The organism is Herbaspirillum sp. RV1423, assembly GCF_000577615.1.
In the GTDB taxonomy this organism is placed as follows: Bacteria; Pseudomonadota; Gammaproteobacteria; order Burkholderiales; family Burkholderiaceae_D; genus Herbaspirillum.
Map to the genome: position 1 here is coordinate 22,349 of NZ_CBXX010000019.1, position 12,390 is coordinate 34,738.

Below are 12,390 nucleotides of genomic sequence, written 5' to 3' on the forward strand. Positions count from 1 at the left end.
GGCGCTCACACCTTCATCGGCAAGATCACCATCTGCAAGCCGTCGAAATGCAACCGGCGCTGGATCGCCAGCGCGGCCTGGTTGTGCAGCAGCCGGATGAACCAGTTGTCCTGTTCGAAAATCAGCTTGCTGGTGAAAAAAATCGCATTCGGATATCGCCTGCTGATGTCATGGCAGAGCTTGGTGACCTCCTGCACCGCATCCGTGCCGAAACCCAGATAGGAAGACGACGCCATGCCGTGGCTGCGGCAAAAGTCCACGAAAAATCGCAGCGTCGCATTGGCCTCGGCCCGCATCTGCTCCACCGCGCCCTCTCCGCCATAGGCATGCGAATCGACCGTGCGCGCGTTGACGAAGATAAAATTCTTGAAGTGATCCGGGAACATCCGCTGCACCCACAGCAAGGCATGCAAGCCGCCGCCGCGCGATGTGCCGACGATGAACACCGCCGTCTGCCTGGCGGGATCCGGCAGGATCGCTTCCATATTGGCGCCGAACGGCTGGCTTGAGAAAATCTGGTCGACCGAGCGGATCGCGTCCTTGGTCGCGCGGTAATGATTGCGGATATAAATGCACAGCGCCGACATCCCGGCAATGATGAACGCCGTGGCCCAGCCGCCGGCGAACATCTTCTCGACCAGCAGCACCGACAAGATCGAGGCGCAGATCGCGAAACCCAGCAGCGACAGCACAAAACGCCGCTTCCAGTGCGCCAGTTGGCGGCGATGACGCCACCAGTAGCGGCACAGGCCGAACAGCGAAATCGCAAACGTCAGGAACACCGAGATCGAATACAGCACGATCAGCAGCGTCACGCTGCCCTGGGTCCAGAACAGGATCGCCAGCGCGGCGATGCCCATCACCAGGATGCCGTTCTGCGTCACCAGCCGCGTCGACAGGTAACGGAACTTGTGCGGCACCCAGGAATCGGCCGCCATGTTGGACAGCACCGCCGGCCCGCCCAGGAACCCGGTGTTGGCGGCCACGAACAGCAATCCCGCCTCGAACGCCAGCACCACCGCCAGCAACATGTCGTTGAGCCACTGGCTGCCGCTGCCCATGCTGTCGATGATCATGCGGAAGGTGGTTGCGTTGAGCGTTTCGCCGTCGACATGGCGCGCATCCCACAGCAGATACAGCAAAAAGATCCCGCCCGCCGTGAACGCCAGCGACAAAGCCATATACAGCATGGTCATCTTGCCGGTGCGCACGCGCGGCTCGGCCAGCATGTTGACATTGTTGGACACCGCCTCCAGCCCGGTGTAGGTGCCGCCGCCCTGCGAATACGCCAGCAGCAGCATGCTCGCCACGCCGGTCCAGCCGATCTGCTGCGCCAGATTGCCGGTATCCGACAAGGTCGTCGGCACCAGCGCCGGCAAATAGTCGACATGCACGAAGATGCCATACACGATCAGCACCAGATGAGTGGCCACAAAACCGAGGAAAACCGGCAGCAGGAAGCGGATCGCCTCCTTCAGTCCGCGCAGGTTGAGCATGATCAGCACGGCGATGAAAAAAGCCTCGGCCCACAGCTTATAGTCCTGGAATCCCAGCGGCAGCAGCGAAGCCAGCGCATCCACGCCGGAGGCAACGGAAATCGCGATGGTCAGCACATAGTCGAGAATCAGCGCCACGCCCGACACCAGCCCGAGGTAGGGTCCGACCAGCTTGGTGGCGACGCGGTAACCGCCGCCGCCGGTCGGGAACAATTCGATGACCTGGTTATAGGCCAGCGCAATGATGAACACCGTCACCGCCGTCGCCAGCGCAAGGTACAAGCCCAGGTGGGTATGCGGGCCCAGCGCGCGAAAACTCTCCTCGGGACCATAAGCCGACGACGACAAGCCGTCCGCGCCCAAGCCCACCCACGCCAGAAAAGCCACCAGAGCCAGCGAATGGCGCGTCTCGCTCTGGAACGGATCAAGCGCCTTGCCCAACAAAATCTCTCGAATCTTCAACATGCAATATGTGCCGCGCACTTCGACATTTTCACTCAAGCGGCGATGATACCCGTTTGCGCCGCAGTGCGACATGACGAGTATCTGATGGAAGGGTATTGCCCGGTCCGCCAAAATCGGTCATAATCGCGGTCTTGCGTTTGCCGGGATGGCGGAATAGGTAGACGCACGGGACTCAAAATCCCGCGGTGGTGACACCGTGCCGGTTCGATTCCGGCTCCCGGCACCAGTAGCTTTCGTTTAAAAATGCACCTTTCGGGGTGCATTTTTACTTTCTTGGGCAAAAATAAGTACAGACCGTTACGGCTGAAAATACCGCCTTGTACTCTGCCACTTTGTCCCCCGATGTCCTGGCGGGTACCAAGAATGTCCTAGGAAGACAGTCATTAATTAGCGTACAAAAACAACCCGCAGCACCGCTCTGAGTTCACCATATTGAGTTCACCGTAAATTATGACCTTCACCGCAGGTTATGACCTTTGCCGCTTTCGCCGCTGTTCGATTAGCATCTTCTCGCTCCTTCTTGGCGACACGAGCTTCATGGTCGGCCTTATCTTGACCGATCCGAATTTGACGGAACCCCACCTGTGTGCTTTTCATCGCATGCTTTTTCTTTGCAGATGATCAGAAGCCGTACTTCGCCAGCAATGACTCAGCTCGATCAAAGTCACCGCTGGTCGGCTGGTAAGCACCAATACGGTCTTCTAGCGCGCGAGCAATCGACCAGTCTGTGCCTGTGGCCCTACGTTCTTCCAGATTCTGATGCAGTTTCATTAGGCGCATTGCCAGTTCGTCAGCCAGCGCGTTCGGGTTCTCGTTTTGGGGCGTTCGTATGCGCCATCTTTTTTCCTATTTGATGACCGGCTCTAAAAACCAATGCCCATCTTCGCGTATGAGCTGGACTTCTTCGGACCTCAACTCGGTGGCCGTCTGTGCGTCGGGGCCATCTCTCAGTACCGCCGCCACCCGGTCCAGCTCGTCCGGCATTGCATTGTCGATTGAGACGGGAATTCTCACTATCCTAGCGGCCTTATACGTCGAGTGCGTGAACATATTTTTCCTAGAGCTTATTATTTTCGATTTTCGGGTAATAATCCGTTCGGCTATTATGGTATCGGGATAGGTGGAGTAATAGGAATAATCACAGGAGAATCGTTTCCATCAGGTTCCCACACTCTCCTGCCCTTGATCTTAGAGATTCTAGCGAGATGTTGAGGTATTCCTGGCGCGTTCCAAGTATGGCTCACATTGTCCACACTGAACTTATAGGGAATCTTACCAAAGCTGACTGTTATCTGAGAGAGCATGGAATCGCTATCGTCTAGTAGATCAATCTGTACGCATGGCCACCAGGCTATACCCTCATCGAGCGGCCATCCCGTTCTACGCATGACAGCGAGATGTCCAACCGTACCTACGATACTTCCATCAGAATACAGCGTCATTGTCGATGGAGCCACCCAGTGAAGATGATCTGGTTCCCAGGTAGAGAAATTCCATGTCCCCATATTCCACTTAACAGGCGGCTCAATGTCTTCGATCTTTTTTCGCATCTCTATCATCAGCGCCGTTGGCTCTGTGACTGGGTAAGGAAGGTCTTTGGTCGCTGGCTTTTTCATGTCGATTCTCCTTTGCGCTAGAAAGCGTAAATTGAGTGGCTTCCATAATTCTGTTTTCCGATCCGCCTAATCAGCACTTTCACGATCCTTAAGCCAAGCTTTCCCAAACCATTTAGGCAGATCGCCGACAACGTCATTCATGATATTTTCAGGGACGGCTTTCCAAAAAGCGGTAATTGCTTCGGCGAATACCGTTATGTTTTCGTCGCTGACCTTCAACTGCTGGTAATCGATATGGCGCCGGGTGAGATCGTGAAAATTTGGAAATGGGCTCGAAAAATAACCTGGATGGCGCTGGTTTAGCTCATCAAGTGAATTTCCCTTGCCATGTTTGTAGACATTCACAACCAAGCGGCAGGTATCGATCACTTCGTAGTAGGGCTCTTTTCGATAATCCCACCTCAAGCCTACGAACAGATCTGCGAGGTTGTCATTGGTCTGAGCCCATATCTTGGCAGCAACCTTGTCACCTTGGTGCCAATGATGGATCTCACGAACAGTCCAGTCTCTAAACTGCTTGTCCCATTCGTGGTACATCCCCGCAACAACACTCAGGCGAGTTTGCTCGTGCATCTCCGTGAGCATTGTGTAGAAGGAGATCGCCTCGTCGTGTGCTCTTTCGTAGAATGCCCCTTCATCGTCGCGGTCTGGGTCAAAATGACGACCGCTACGCTCTAGCCATTCTTTGCCTGCTCGCTCCGCATCTCCATCGATGTCGCCGAACTGAGAAAGTAGACGTGAACGTGCCTGACGTACGTAGAATTCGTGCCGCTCAATGAGCAACTGGCGGAACGGCCCATACATTTGAAATAAGGCGTATCTGCTCATGCATTTTCCTCGTTGTCAGCTTGGTTCGCAAATTTCGGTTTTGGCCTGTGCCAACGCGGTGCTTACTTCATCGACCAGTGACGCAAAGACTGCCGACTTTCCTGCCGAAGCAAGGCCAGGACATTGAGGCGCCTGCACACCTGCAAATCGCAGCCCCAAAGCTGTCGGCGGTCGCGGCAAATCTGAAGACAAATCCTGATGAAGCGCTATGCGGTATTCGCTGGACCTTACTATTATCCGGCCGGTGGCTGGGATGATTTCGTCGGGTTCATTGATGCCCTTGATGAAGTGGCCACCGCGTTGCCGGATCACGTAGTCGATTGGTGGCACGTCGTCGATCTGACTCTCGGCCACATTGTCTTCGATTCATATCGCGGCCAGGTTGACCCCGCCTAACTCTGTAACCTTTTTACAGAATCCCTCGTTGTAAATCCCGTTTTGCCCTCTATATCCCGGATTTATCTCACCGTTCCCTCTGGATTTATCTCACTCCCCCTCAACCAAAATTGATCAGGCCATTAAATGTAATCTGAATCGATGACGTTTCAGTTACGTGCACCACCTGATTCTGAGTATGTCATGACCGCCATACGGAGCGGCTTAACCGATGGAAGAACACAAATTATCACATCAAAATCGGAACCAGAATGTCCATCGTATTGCTGATTAACTCCGTACCAATAGAGTCCGCAAATTCCGTATCGATGGAGATAAGCATATTCTTATTCGTAAAGAAGATTAAAAATCTAAAAATTAAATATTTAATCCGACAGTTATAAATTCTTTGCAAACTTAATCAATTCATTTTTCTTTCTGTTCCCTAGCCGATGATAAATTAAGACTAGTTCAGCAAGCTGGTCCTCTTCTGTATAAAAATATCCAGTAGGAACGTTCAAGACTTCTGCCAAGCGCTGAGAAATTTGATAGTCCGCTTTATGCACGCCGAGTTCGTAACGATTAATTCTGGTACTCGCCACAAACTCGTCCAGCTCCGCCAAAATTCCCAACTCTTTCTGAGATAACCCTATTGCAAGCCGCGCCTCTTTCAGGCGGCGTCCCCACGTCACATTGCCCTTGCTCATTGTAGTTCTCAAAAAATTAGAGAGCTACGATAATCGTAATTTATACCTCTCTCAGATACTACGTATTTCGTAGCATTTGTGATATCGTCACACCTAAAGCGTCGACTAATAAGCCTCTCAAATGAGAAAAGTATGCGTATTCCCATAGCCATTGGCCTAATGGCCGTTGACGGACTACGGCTACCAAATAGCGGAAACCGCAGCAGGCGGTTTGCGGACGTCAATCCCAAACGTAGGAGGCCTCCATGCCTAGCTGCACCACGGCTACACAAGACACATCCCTTCCCGCAACGCCGCAAGCCAACGCAAAACCTGACGCCGCTCAGCGCATCATGAAGCTGGAAAAGGCCGTCAACTTCATGGACGCACTATCCCAGGAGGGATTCGGCCAGATAGCGGCCATTGCAAAACTGGCAATCTTGAGCCTGGAGACACCAGAGGGGTACTATCCGGCGCACAGGGAGACACTTGCCGCGGCCTTTACCGCCATATGCAAGATCGCCGATGACATCGCCGACTGCATCAACTGCGAAGCCGAAGAGGTGGGACTCAATCACAAGGATGAACGCACTGAGGCCAGGCATGAAGCCCGGCGCGAAGGTGAAAGGCAATACGCTCAACTCGCCGATACCGCTACAGACGACGAGGTGACAACATGAGCGTCGATATCTGGGACAAGCTTTTTGCCTTCGTGACAACGCCTGCAACATAAACCGGATTTCCCCTTCTCTCTCGCCTATGGACAATTCATCATCGCGGCGTTCAAACCTACCAATAAGTACGTCAAGAAAATCCTTAAAGTTCGCAAAATTACGCTACACTTTTCCGCGAATAAAAAATACCATGTCGTGTATTGCGTGAATAAGCATGCAATCAAACTGTCATGCACCAGATCAAACCGGTAGGCACGATAACCATCGTGCCTACTTTTTTTAGGGGGGAGAAATTCCGAAAGCCAAACAGCATTGCTTGGGCATCGTCCTCAAGTAAATGCCGTCAAGCGTCTCTGACGCCGATATTTCAATAGCCACGGCCAAGCCGGGTATTTTCGTCAACAAGAAAAATTAGGGGTTTTACATGTTCAGAAAGACAGCGTCCGCCGTGACAACGATGGCGGTGCTTGCCGCGCTCGCCGGCTGCGTGACAGAAGAGCAGTCGCGCACTCTCCCGGTAACTCAGACCATTGCCAGCACCACCGCTTATCAGGGCGCCCGCAGCGCAATTGCGGTCGGCAAATTCGATAATCGTTCCAGCTTCATGCGCGGCTTGTTCAGCGACGGCGTCGACCGGCTCGGCGGACAGGCCAAGACAATCCTGATCACCCATCTGCAGCAAAGCGGAAGATTCGACGTCCTCGATCGCGACAACATGGCTGAAATCGGCCAGGAAGCCAAGATCAACAAGCAGGCGCAAACGCTGAAGGGCGCGAGCTTTGTCGTCACCGGCGATGTGACCGAATTCGGCCGCAAGGAAGTCGGCGATCGCCAGCTTTTCGGTATTCTCGGCCGCGGCAAATCGCAAGTCGCCTATGCCAAGGTGAACCTGAACATCGTCGATGTCGCGACTTCGCAAGTCGTTTACTCATCCCAGGGCGCCGGCGAATATAGCCTGTCCAATCGGGAAATCATCGGCTTCGGCAGCACCGCAAGCTACGATTCCACACTGAACGGCAAGGTGCTGGATCTGGCGATTCGCGAGGCCATCAACAATCTGGTCGCAGGCATCGATTCCGGCGCATGGCGTCCGGTCAAGTGAGAGAAAGGGAAAAATGATCATGACAACCGCTTCCACTTTTCGCTCCGCCTTGATCCTTGCGCTGCCGCTGCTGGTCCTCACGGGCTGCGCGACGCGCCAGCCGCCGCTCTATGGCTGGGGCAGTTACCAGCAAGAGGTTTACCAATACTTCAAGGCTGACGGCAGCAAGAGCAACGAAGAACAAATCCTGGCGCTGGAAGAAACTGCTCAAAAGAGTCGCGCCAAAGGCGAAACCCTGCCGCCGGGATATCACGCTCATTTGGGCTTGCTGTATGCCAATGCGGGCAAAGAAGATCTGGTCGTGCAGGAGTTTGAAACAGAGAAGACGCTCTTCCCTGAATCGGCTCCTTACATGGACTTCCTCCTGCGCAAATTCAAAAAATAAAAGGCCTTCACATGCAATTGTCAAAATTTAAAGGAATCGCCGTCACGCTGCTGCTGGCCGTACTGGCAACAGGTTGCGCGACACAGCAAAAACCGTACGACTATGCCGCTTTCAAGGAAAGCAAGCCGCGCACCATTCTCGTGCTGCCGCCGTTGAACAATTCTCCGGATGTCGCCGCCACTTACGGCATGTTGTCGCAGGTGACGTACCCTCTGGCGGAGTCCGGCTACTATGTGCTGCCTGTCACGCTGGTCGATGAAACCTTCAAGCAGAACGGTTTGACGACGCCAGCCGACATCCACAATGTGGCGCCGGCAAAGTTACGGGAGATTTTCGGGGCAGATGCCGGACTGTACGTCGACGTCCAGAAATACGGTTCCAGCTATATTGTGGTCAACAGCGTGACCATGGTGACCGCCGAAGCCAAATTGCTGGACCTGAGGACCGGCAAAGTGTTGTGGGAAGGTTCGGCCACAGCTTCCAGCAATGAAGGCCAGAACAACTCCAACGGCCTGGTGGGCATTCTGGTTTCCGCTATTGTCAATCAGATCATCGCCACCAGCACCGATGCCAGCTACAACATGGCTGGCCTGGCCAGCGCCCGCTTGCTGATGGCGGGTCATAAAAACGGCATACTGTACGGACCGCGTTCGCCCAAATACCAAAGCGATTAAGTATTGCCGTTGGTTGGACTGACGAACTCGAAGCCGGATTCTTATCCGGCTTTTTTACGTCCTGAGCGCATTCCTTCTAGCGCAGCATGAACGACATCGCCGACAAGCTGTTCAACACGCGCACCACAAACTCCACCGACGGCGCGTCGAACTTCAGCGTCACTGCGTCGACACGTTCAACGATCGGCAACTGACAGAACAGATCGGTCAGCGCCGGCGTCTGGACTTGCAACCGGCATGTGACCGGCACTTCAATACGGTACTTCGGCATCTGGGTCGAACGCGCCGCCTGCACCGCTTCTTGCGCGGTCTTTTCCAGCAAGGCGTAGGCCTGCTGCGGCGATAGCGAATCGCCGCTGTTGGCGCCGTGGGCTTTTTTGATCTCGGCGAAATGCGCCTGCGGAAACAGCGGCTGCGTTTCTTCGATAAAGACGTCGTCGCCGCTGCCGAAAATCACCGGCACACCATATTCGCCTGCCAGCGCGCCGTAAATCCCGGCCTCGCCCGACTCCGTGCCGTTGAGCCAGACGCGCGCGAACGCGAAACTGTTAATGGTGTGCGCGAGGATGCCGCGCGTCTGCGAGCGCGCGTGATAGCCGACCATCATCACCGCATCGACGTTGTCGGCGACGCCGCCCATCATGCCGAGCACGCGCGGCTTGCCCAGCACCATGCGCGCAGCCGGATGCAGCAGGTCCGGCAACAGGTTGCGGAAGCTGCCGTGGGAATCGTTGACGACGATATTGCCGGCGCCGCCGGCCAGCGCGCCGCGGATCACGGTGTTGGCTTCGTCGGTCATCTGGCGCCGCGCGCGTTCGTATTCGCTGTTGCCGGGACGGGTCTGCTCAGGATGGAATACGCCGGCAACGCCTTCGATGTCGACGGAAATCAGTATGTTCATGCATGCTCCATGGTGGCGAGGGAGGCCAGCAAGTCGCTCAGCGAGCGGCGCTGGTGGCCATCCCTGCCCTTGACCGCTTCGGCGGCGAACAAGGCGTTGAGAATCGCTTGCTCGGTGCTGTCGGCAACCGCGTAGAAAAGCGGATCGAGCAGGCTGTCGTGCAAGCAGGAAAAAGACATCGCCGACAACTCGGCATCCGGCAAATGCAGCACCGTCTGCGCCGTGGAAAACGCCAGCGCGATATCGCCGCTGCCGTGGCCGTAGACCGAACCGGTGCGTGCGAGCCCGACGCCCGCACGCCCGGCCAGCCGGCGCAACTGGCGCGCGTCGAGCGGCGCATCGGTGGCGATCAGCATGATGATGGAACCCTTCTCGGGTACATCTTCCAATCCTTTTTGCAGGCATTTCAGCGTCGTGCCCGTGGGCTCGCCATCGATGACCAGGTCGGACATCTTGCCGAAGTTGGCCAGCACAAGGGTGCCGACGATGTAGCCGGCATTGCCGATTGCGACCTTGCGCGAAGCGCTGCCGATGCCGCCTTTGAGCTCGAAGCAGGACATGCCGCGTCCGGCCCCGACCGCGCCCTGGGCGACCTGGTCCGAGGCGTTCTGCAAGGCGTGCAGGTAGTGCCGCTCTTCCACCGCAAACGCTTGCATGTCGTTGAGAAAACCGTCATTGCATTCGAACACCAGCGGATTGATGCTGGGCAGGTCGCGGCCGATGCCGGGATTGTCCTGTACGGCCGCGCGCGTCTGCGCGGTGGCGACGGCGCCGACGGCAAAGGTGTTGGTCAGGGCGATCGGCGTTTCCAATACGCCCAGCTCTTCAACCTGCATCAGGCCGATGCTCTTGCCGAAGCCGTTGAACGTTACCGCGGCTGCCGGCACCTTCTCCCGGAACAGGTCGCGCCCGTGCGGACGCACTACAGTGACTCCGGTCTGGATGGCGCCATAGTTCAGCGTGCAATGGCCGACCGTGACGCCGGGCACGTCGGCGATGCTGTCGCCGGCGCCGGCAGGCAACCGGCCGATATGGGGAGGATATTTCTTGCTCATGGTCTTGCTTCGGATTACGCCCATGCCTTTTATTTCTGGTCCAGCTTGGGATCGAGCGCATCGCGCAGGCCGTCGCCGAGCAGGTTGAAAGCCAGCACCGTCAGGAAGATCGCCAGGCTGGGAAAGATCGCGATATGCGGCGCGGTCATCATATCGGAACGCGCCTCATTGAGCATGGCGCCCCACTCCGGCGTCGGCGGCTGCGCGCCCAGGCCGAGGAAGGACAGGCTGGCGGCGGTAATGATGGAAGTGCCGATACGCATCGTGAAATACACCACCACCGAAGAAATCGTGCCGGGAAAAATATGCCGCAAAATGATCGTCATGTCGTTGGCGCCGATGCTGCGCACCGCTTCGATGTAGGTCAGTTGCTTGAGCGACAGCGTATTGCCGCGCACCAGCCGGGCGAACGCCGGGATGCTGAAGATCGCCACCGCGATGATGACGTTGGTCATGCCGTTGCCGAGGATGGCCACGATGGCGATGGCCAGCAGGATGCCGGGAAAAGCAAACAATACATCGCAGATGCGCATGATGATGCGGTCGGCCCAGCCTTCGTAGTAACCGGCCACCAGTCCCAGGAAAGTACCGACGATGGAACCCACCGCCACTGACGAGAAGCCCACCGCCAGCGACAACTGCGTGCCGACCAGGATGCGGCTGAAGATATCGTGACCCAGCGAATCGACGCCGAACCAGTGCTGCAACGACGGCCCTGCATTGAGCGCATCGTAGTCGAAATAATTCTCGGCGTCGTATGGAGTGATGTAGGGCGAAACGATCGCGATCACCACAAGGAACAGCACGAAGGCGCCGGCCGCCAGCGCCAGCGGTTGCTTCTTGAACTTGCGCCAGAATTCGCTCCAGGGTGTACGAATCGACCTGGAAGCTGCGATTGCGACTGCATTTGCGGCAGGTGTAGTGGAAGTCGACATGCTCTGCCTCACTTGTAACGGATGCTCGGATTGATGACGGCATACAGCACGTCGACAACCAGATTGATGAAAATGAATTCCAGCGAGAACAGCAGAATCTCGGCCTGGATGATCGGATAGTCGCGCATCTCGACGGCGTCGATCAGCAGGCGGCCCATGCCGGGCCAATTGAAGACTTTCTCCACCAGGATCGAGCCGCCCAGCAGGAAGCCGAACTGCAACCCCATCATGGTCACCACCGGGATCAACGCATTGCGCAAGCAATGCTTGACCACCACGATGCGCTCGTTCAGCCCCTTGGCGCGCGCGGTGCGGACATAGTCTTCCTTCATGATTTCGATGAACGACGAGCGCGTGAAGCGCGCCATGATCGCCGCCACGCCGGCGCCCAGCGTCAGCGACGGCAGGATGTAATGACGCCAACTGTCGGCGCCGACCGTCGGCAGCCAGCCCAGTTGCACCGAAAACACCTGCATCAGCACCATGCCCAGCGCGAACGGCGGGAAAGACATGCCTGACACCGCCAGCGTCATGCCGACGCGGTCCGGCCATTCATTACGCCACACCGCGGAAAATATTCCAATGAACAAGCCGAAGATGACCGCCCACACCATGCTGGTCAGGGTCAGCCACATTGTCGGCCAGAAGCGTTCCATGATTTCCTGGCTGACCGGCAGCTTGCTGCGCAGCGAAGTGCCGAAGTCGCCCTGCGCGGCGTTGACGAAGAAGCGCACGAATTGCTTGTGGATCGGCTGATCGAGGCCGAGATCGGCGCGTATAAGCGCGACCGTTTGCTCATCCGCTTCGGGACCGGCCGCCAGCCGCGCCGGATCGCCGGGCAGCAAGTGGACGAACAGGAACACCATCACCGCCACCAGCAGCAAGGTCGGGATCAGTCCCATCAGGCGTTTTAAAACATAAGAAAACATGGCGCGTCCTGCAATGATTCAACAACTTGGGGAGCGAGGCTTTGACCGAATTCCGGCCTTGTTTCGCTCCGCGATAAAAATCCGTTTGCCGCACTGGCTTATTCGGTTTGTTGCTTAGGCGGTGCTTTTTCACTACTGGTTTGCTGCTCGCTCACTGCTCATCCGCAACTTACCGTCTACGTGATCGCGACGTAAGCCGCTGGGTTCCTGCGTTCGCTGGAACGACGGCGATGATGATATCCGCCGCCTTCACTCAATCCGTCGTCCCA

General features: G+C 56.4%; 13 protein-coding genes and 1 tRNA gene. 6 read left to right on the forward strand and 8 right to left on the reverse strand.

The annotated features are described in order from the left end of the window. Nucleotides 1–5: 5 nt before the first annotated feature. Nucleotides 6–1,961, reverse strand: a complete 1,956-nt coding sequence (locus tag RV1423_RS17100; RefSeq protein WP_034299138.1) for an APC family permease — start codon at nucleotides 1,959–1,961, stop codon at nucleotides 6–8. 139 nt (nucleotides 1,962–2,100) lie between these two features. On the opposite strand from RV1423_RS17100, the gene RV1423_RS17105 reads away from it, so the two are divergent. Continuing rightward, nucleotides 2,101–2,187: transfer RNA gene (locus RV1423_RS17105), tRNA-Leu, on the forward strand. An 877-nt stretch (nucleotides 2,188–3,064) separates the two neighbouring features. Here RV1423_RS17105 and RV1423_RS17115 read toward each other — a convergent pair. After that, on the reverse strand, nucleotides 3,065–3,577 hold the full coding sequence (locus RV1423_RS17115; RefSeq protein WP_034299015.1) for a hypothetical protein: 513 nt from the start codon (nucleotides 3,575–3,577) through the stop codon (nucleotides 3,065–3,067). 66 nt (nucleotides 3,578–3,643) lie between these two features. Beyond that, nucleotides 3,644–4,405, reverse strand: coding sequence for a hypothetical protein (locus RV1423_RS17120; RefSeq protein ID WP_034299018.1), 762 nt, complete (start codon nucleotides 4,403–4,405; stop codon nucleotides 3,644–3,646). 198 nt (nucleotides 4,406–4,603) lie between these two features. On the opposite strand from RV1423_RS17120, the gene RV1423_RS17125 reads away from it, so the two are divergent. Beyond that, the gene (locus RV1423_RS17125) at nucleotides 4,604–4,801 is read left to right on the forward strand and encodes a hypothetical protein (RefSeq protein ID WP_034299021.1); all 198 of its coding nucleotides are present in this window, start codon (nucleotides 4,604–4,606) and stop codon (nucleotides 4,799–4,801) included. A 377-nt stretch (nucleotides 4,802–5,178) separates the two neighbouring features. On the opposite strand, the gene RV1423_RS17130 is transcribed toward RV1423_RS17125, so the two are convergent. Then, the gene (locus tag RV1423_RS17130; protein ID WP_034299024.1) at nucleotides 5,179–5,487 is read right to left on the reverse strand and encodes a helix-turn-helix domain-containing protein; all 309 of its coding nucleotides are present in this window, start codon (nucleotides 5,485–5,487) and stop codon (nucleotides 5,179–5,181) included. A gap of 245 nt (nucleotides 5,488–5,732) precedes the next feature. On the opposite strand from RV1423_RS17130, the gene RV1423_RS17135 reads away from it, so the two are divergent. The 4 genes from RV1423_RS17135 (at nucleotide 5,733) to RV1423_RS17150 (ending at nucleotide 8,301) form a co-directional block, all read left to right on the forward strand. Continuing rightward, nucleotides 5,733–6,146: a hypothetical protein gene (locus tag RV1423_RS17135; protein ID WP_051516733.1), complete on the forward strand. Its 414-nt coding sequence runs from the start codon at nucleotides 5,733–5,735 to the stop codon at nucleotides 6,144–6,146. Nucleotides 6,147–6,564: 418 nt separating this feature from the next. Beyond that, a complete protein-coding gene (locus tag RV1423_RS17140; protein ID WP_034299027.1) occupies nucleotides 6,565–7,242 on the forward strand; it encodes a CsgG/HfaB family protein in 678 nt (225 codons plus the stop codon). Nucleotides 7,243–7,255: 13 nt separating this feature from the next. After that, a complete protein-coding gene (locus tag RV1423_RS17145; protein WP_373419971.1) occupies nucleotides 7,256–7,627 on the forward strand; it encodes a DUF4810 domain-containing protein in 372 nt (123 codons plus the stop codon). Between the two features lie 11 nt (nucleotides 7,628–7,638). Next, nucleotides 7,639–8,301: a DUF799 domain-containing protein gene (locus RV1423_RS17150; RefSeq protein ID WP_051516734.1), complete on the forward strand. Its 663-nt coding sequence runs from the start codon at nucleotides 7,639–7,641 to the stop codon at nucleotides 8,299–8,301. A 76-nt stretch (nucleotides 8,302–8,377) separates the two neighbouring features. On the opposite strand, the gene RV1423_RS17155 is transcribed toward RV1423_RS17150, so the two are convergent. Genes RV1423_RS17155 through gsiC form a run of 4 tightly spaced genes read right to left on the reverse strand, consistent with a single transcriptional unit; the run spans nucleotide 8,378 to nucleotide 12,121 of the window. Further along, nucleotides 8,378–9,202, reverse strand: coding sequence for a M55 family metallopeptidase (locus RV1423_RS17155; RefSeq protein ID WP_034299030.1), 825 nt, complete (start codon nucleotides 9,200–9,202; stop codon nucleotides 8,378–8,380). Further along, nucleotides 9,199–10,281, reverse strand: coding sequence for a P1 family peptidase (locus RV1423_RS17160; protein ID WP_373419972.1), 1,083 nt, complete (start codon nucleotides 10,279–10,281; stop codon nucleotides 9,199–9,201). Before RV1423_RS17160 ends, RV1423_RS17155 begins: the two co-directional genes overlap by 4 nt. A gap of 5 nt (nucleotides 10,282–10,286) precedes the next feature. Continuing rightward, the gene (gsiD, locus tag RV1423_RS17165; RefSeq protein ID WP_034299036.1) at nucleotides 10,287–11,192 is read right to left on the reverse strand and encodes a glutathione ABC transporter permease GsiD; all 906 of its coding nucleotides are present in this window, start codon (nucleotides 11,190–11,192) and stop codon (nucleotides 10,287–10,289) included. Between the two features lie 8 nt (nucleotides 11,193–11,200). After that, nucleotides 11,201–12,121 (reverse strand): glutathione ABC transporter permease GsiC, encoded by a 921-nt coding sequence (gsiC, locus tag RV1423_RS17170; RefSeq protein ID WP_034299039.1) that lies wholly within the window; start codon nucleotides 12,119–12,121, stop codon nucleotides 11,201–11,203. Between the last annotated feature and the right edge of the window lie 269 nt (nucleotides 12,122–12,390).

Coding starts and splice junctions, on each gene's coding strand:
- RV1423_RS17120 (WP_034299018.1), bottom strand. CDS start 4,405: ATGAGCAGATACGCCTTATTTCAAATGTATGGGCCGTTCCGCCAGTTG.
- gsiD (WP_034299036.1), bottom strand. CDS start 11,192: ATGTCGACTTCCACTACACCTGCCGCAAATGCAGTCGCAATCGCAGCT.
- RV1423_RS17150 (WP_051516734.1), top strand. CDS start 7,639: ATGCAATTGTCAAAATTTAAAGGAATCGCCGTCACGCTGCTGCTGGCC.
- RV1423_RS17145 (WP_373419971.1), top strand. CDS start 7,256: ATGATCATGACAACCGCTTCCACTTTTCGCTCCGCCTTGATCCTTGCG.
- RV1423_RS17100 (WP_034299138.1), bottom strand. CDS start 1,961: ATGTTGAAGATTCGAGAGATTTTGTTGGGCAAGGCGCTTGATCCGTTC.
- RV1423_RS17160 (WP_373419972.1), bottom strand. CDS start 10,281: ATGGGCGTAATCCGAAGCAAGACCATGAGCAAGAAATATCCTCCCCAT.
- gsiC (WP_034299039.1), bottom strand. CDS start 12,121: ATGTTTTCTTATGTTTTAAAACGCCTGATGGGACTGATCCCGACCTTG.
- RV1423_RS17140 (WP_034299027.1), top strand. CDS start 6,565: ATGTTCAGAAAGACAGCGTCCGCCGTGACAACGATGGCGGTGCTTGCC.
- RV1423_RS17135 (WP_051516733.1), top strand. CDS start 5,733: ATGCCTAGCTGCACCACGGCTACACAAGACACATCCCTTCCCGCAACG.
- RV1423_RS17155 (WP_034299030.1), bottom strand. CDS start 9,202: ATGAACATACTGATTTCCGTCGACATCGAAGGCGTTGCCGGCGTATTC.
- RV1423_RS17130 (WP_034299024.1), bottom strand. CDS start 5,487: ATGAGCAAGGGCAATGTGACGTGGGGACGCCGCCTGAAAGAGGCGCGG.
- RV1423_RS17125 (WP_034299021.1), top strand. CDS start 4,604: ATGAAGCGCTATGCGGTATTCGCTGGACCTTACTATTATCCGGCCGGT.
- RV1423_RS17115 (WP_034299015.1), bottom strand. CDS start 3,577: ATGAAAAAGCCAGCGACCAAAGACCTTCCTTACCCAGTCACAGAGCCA.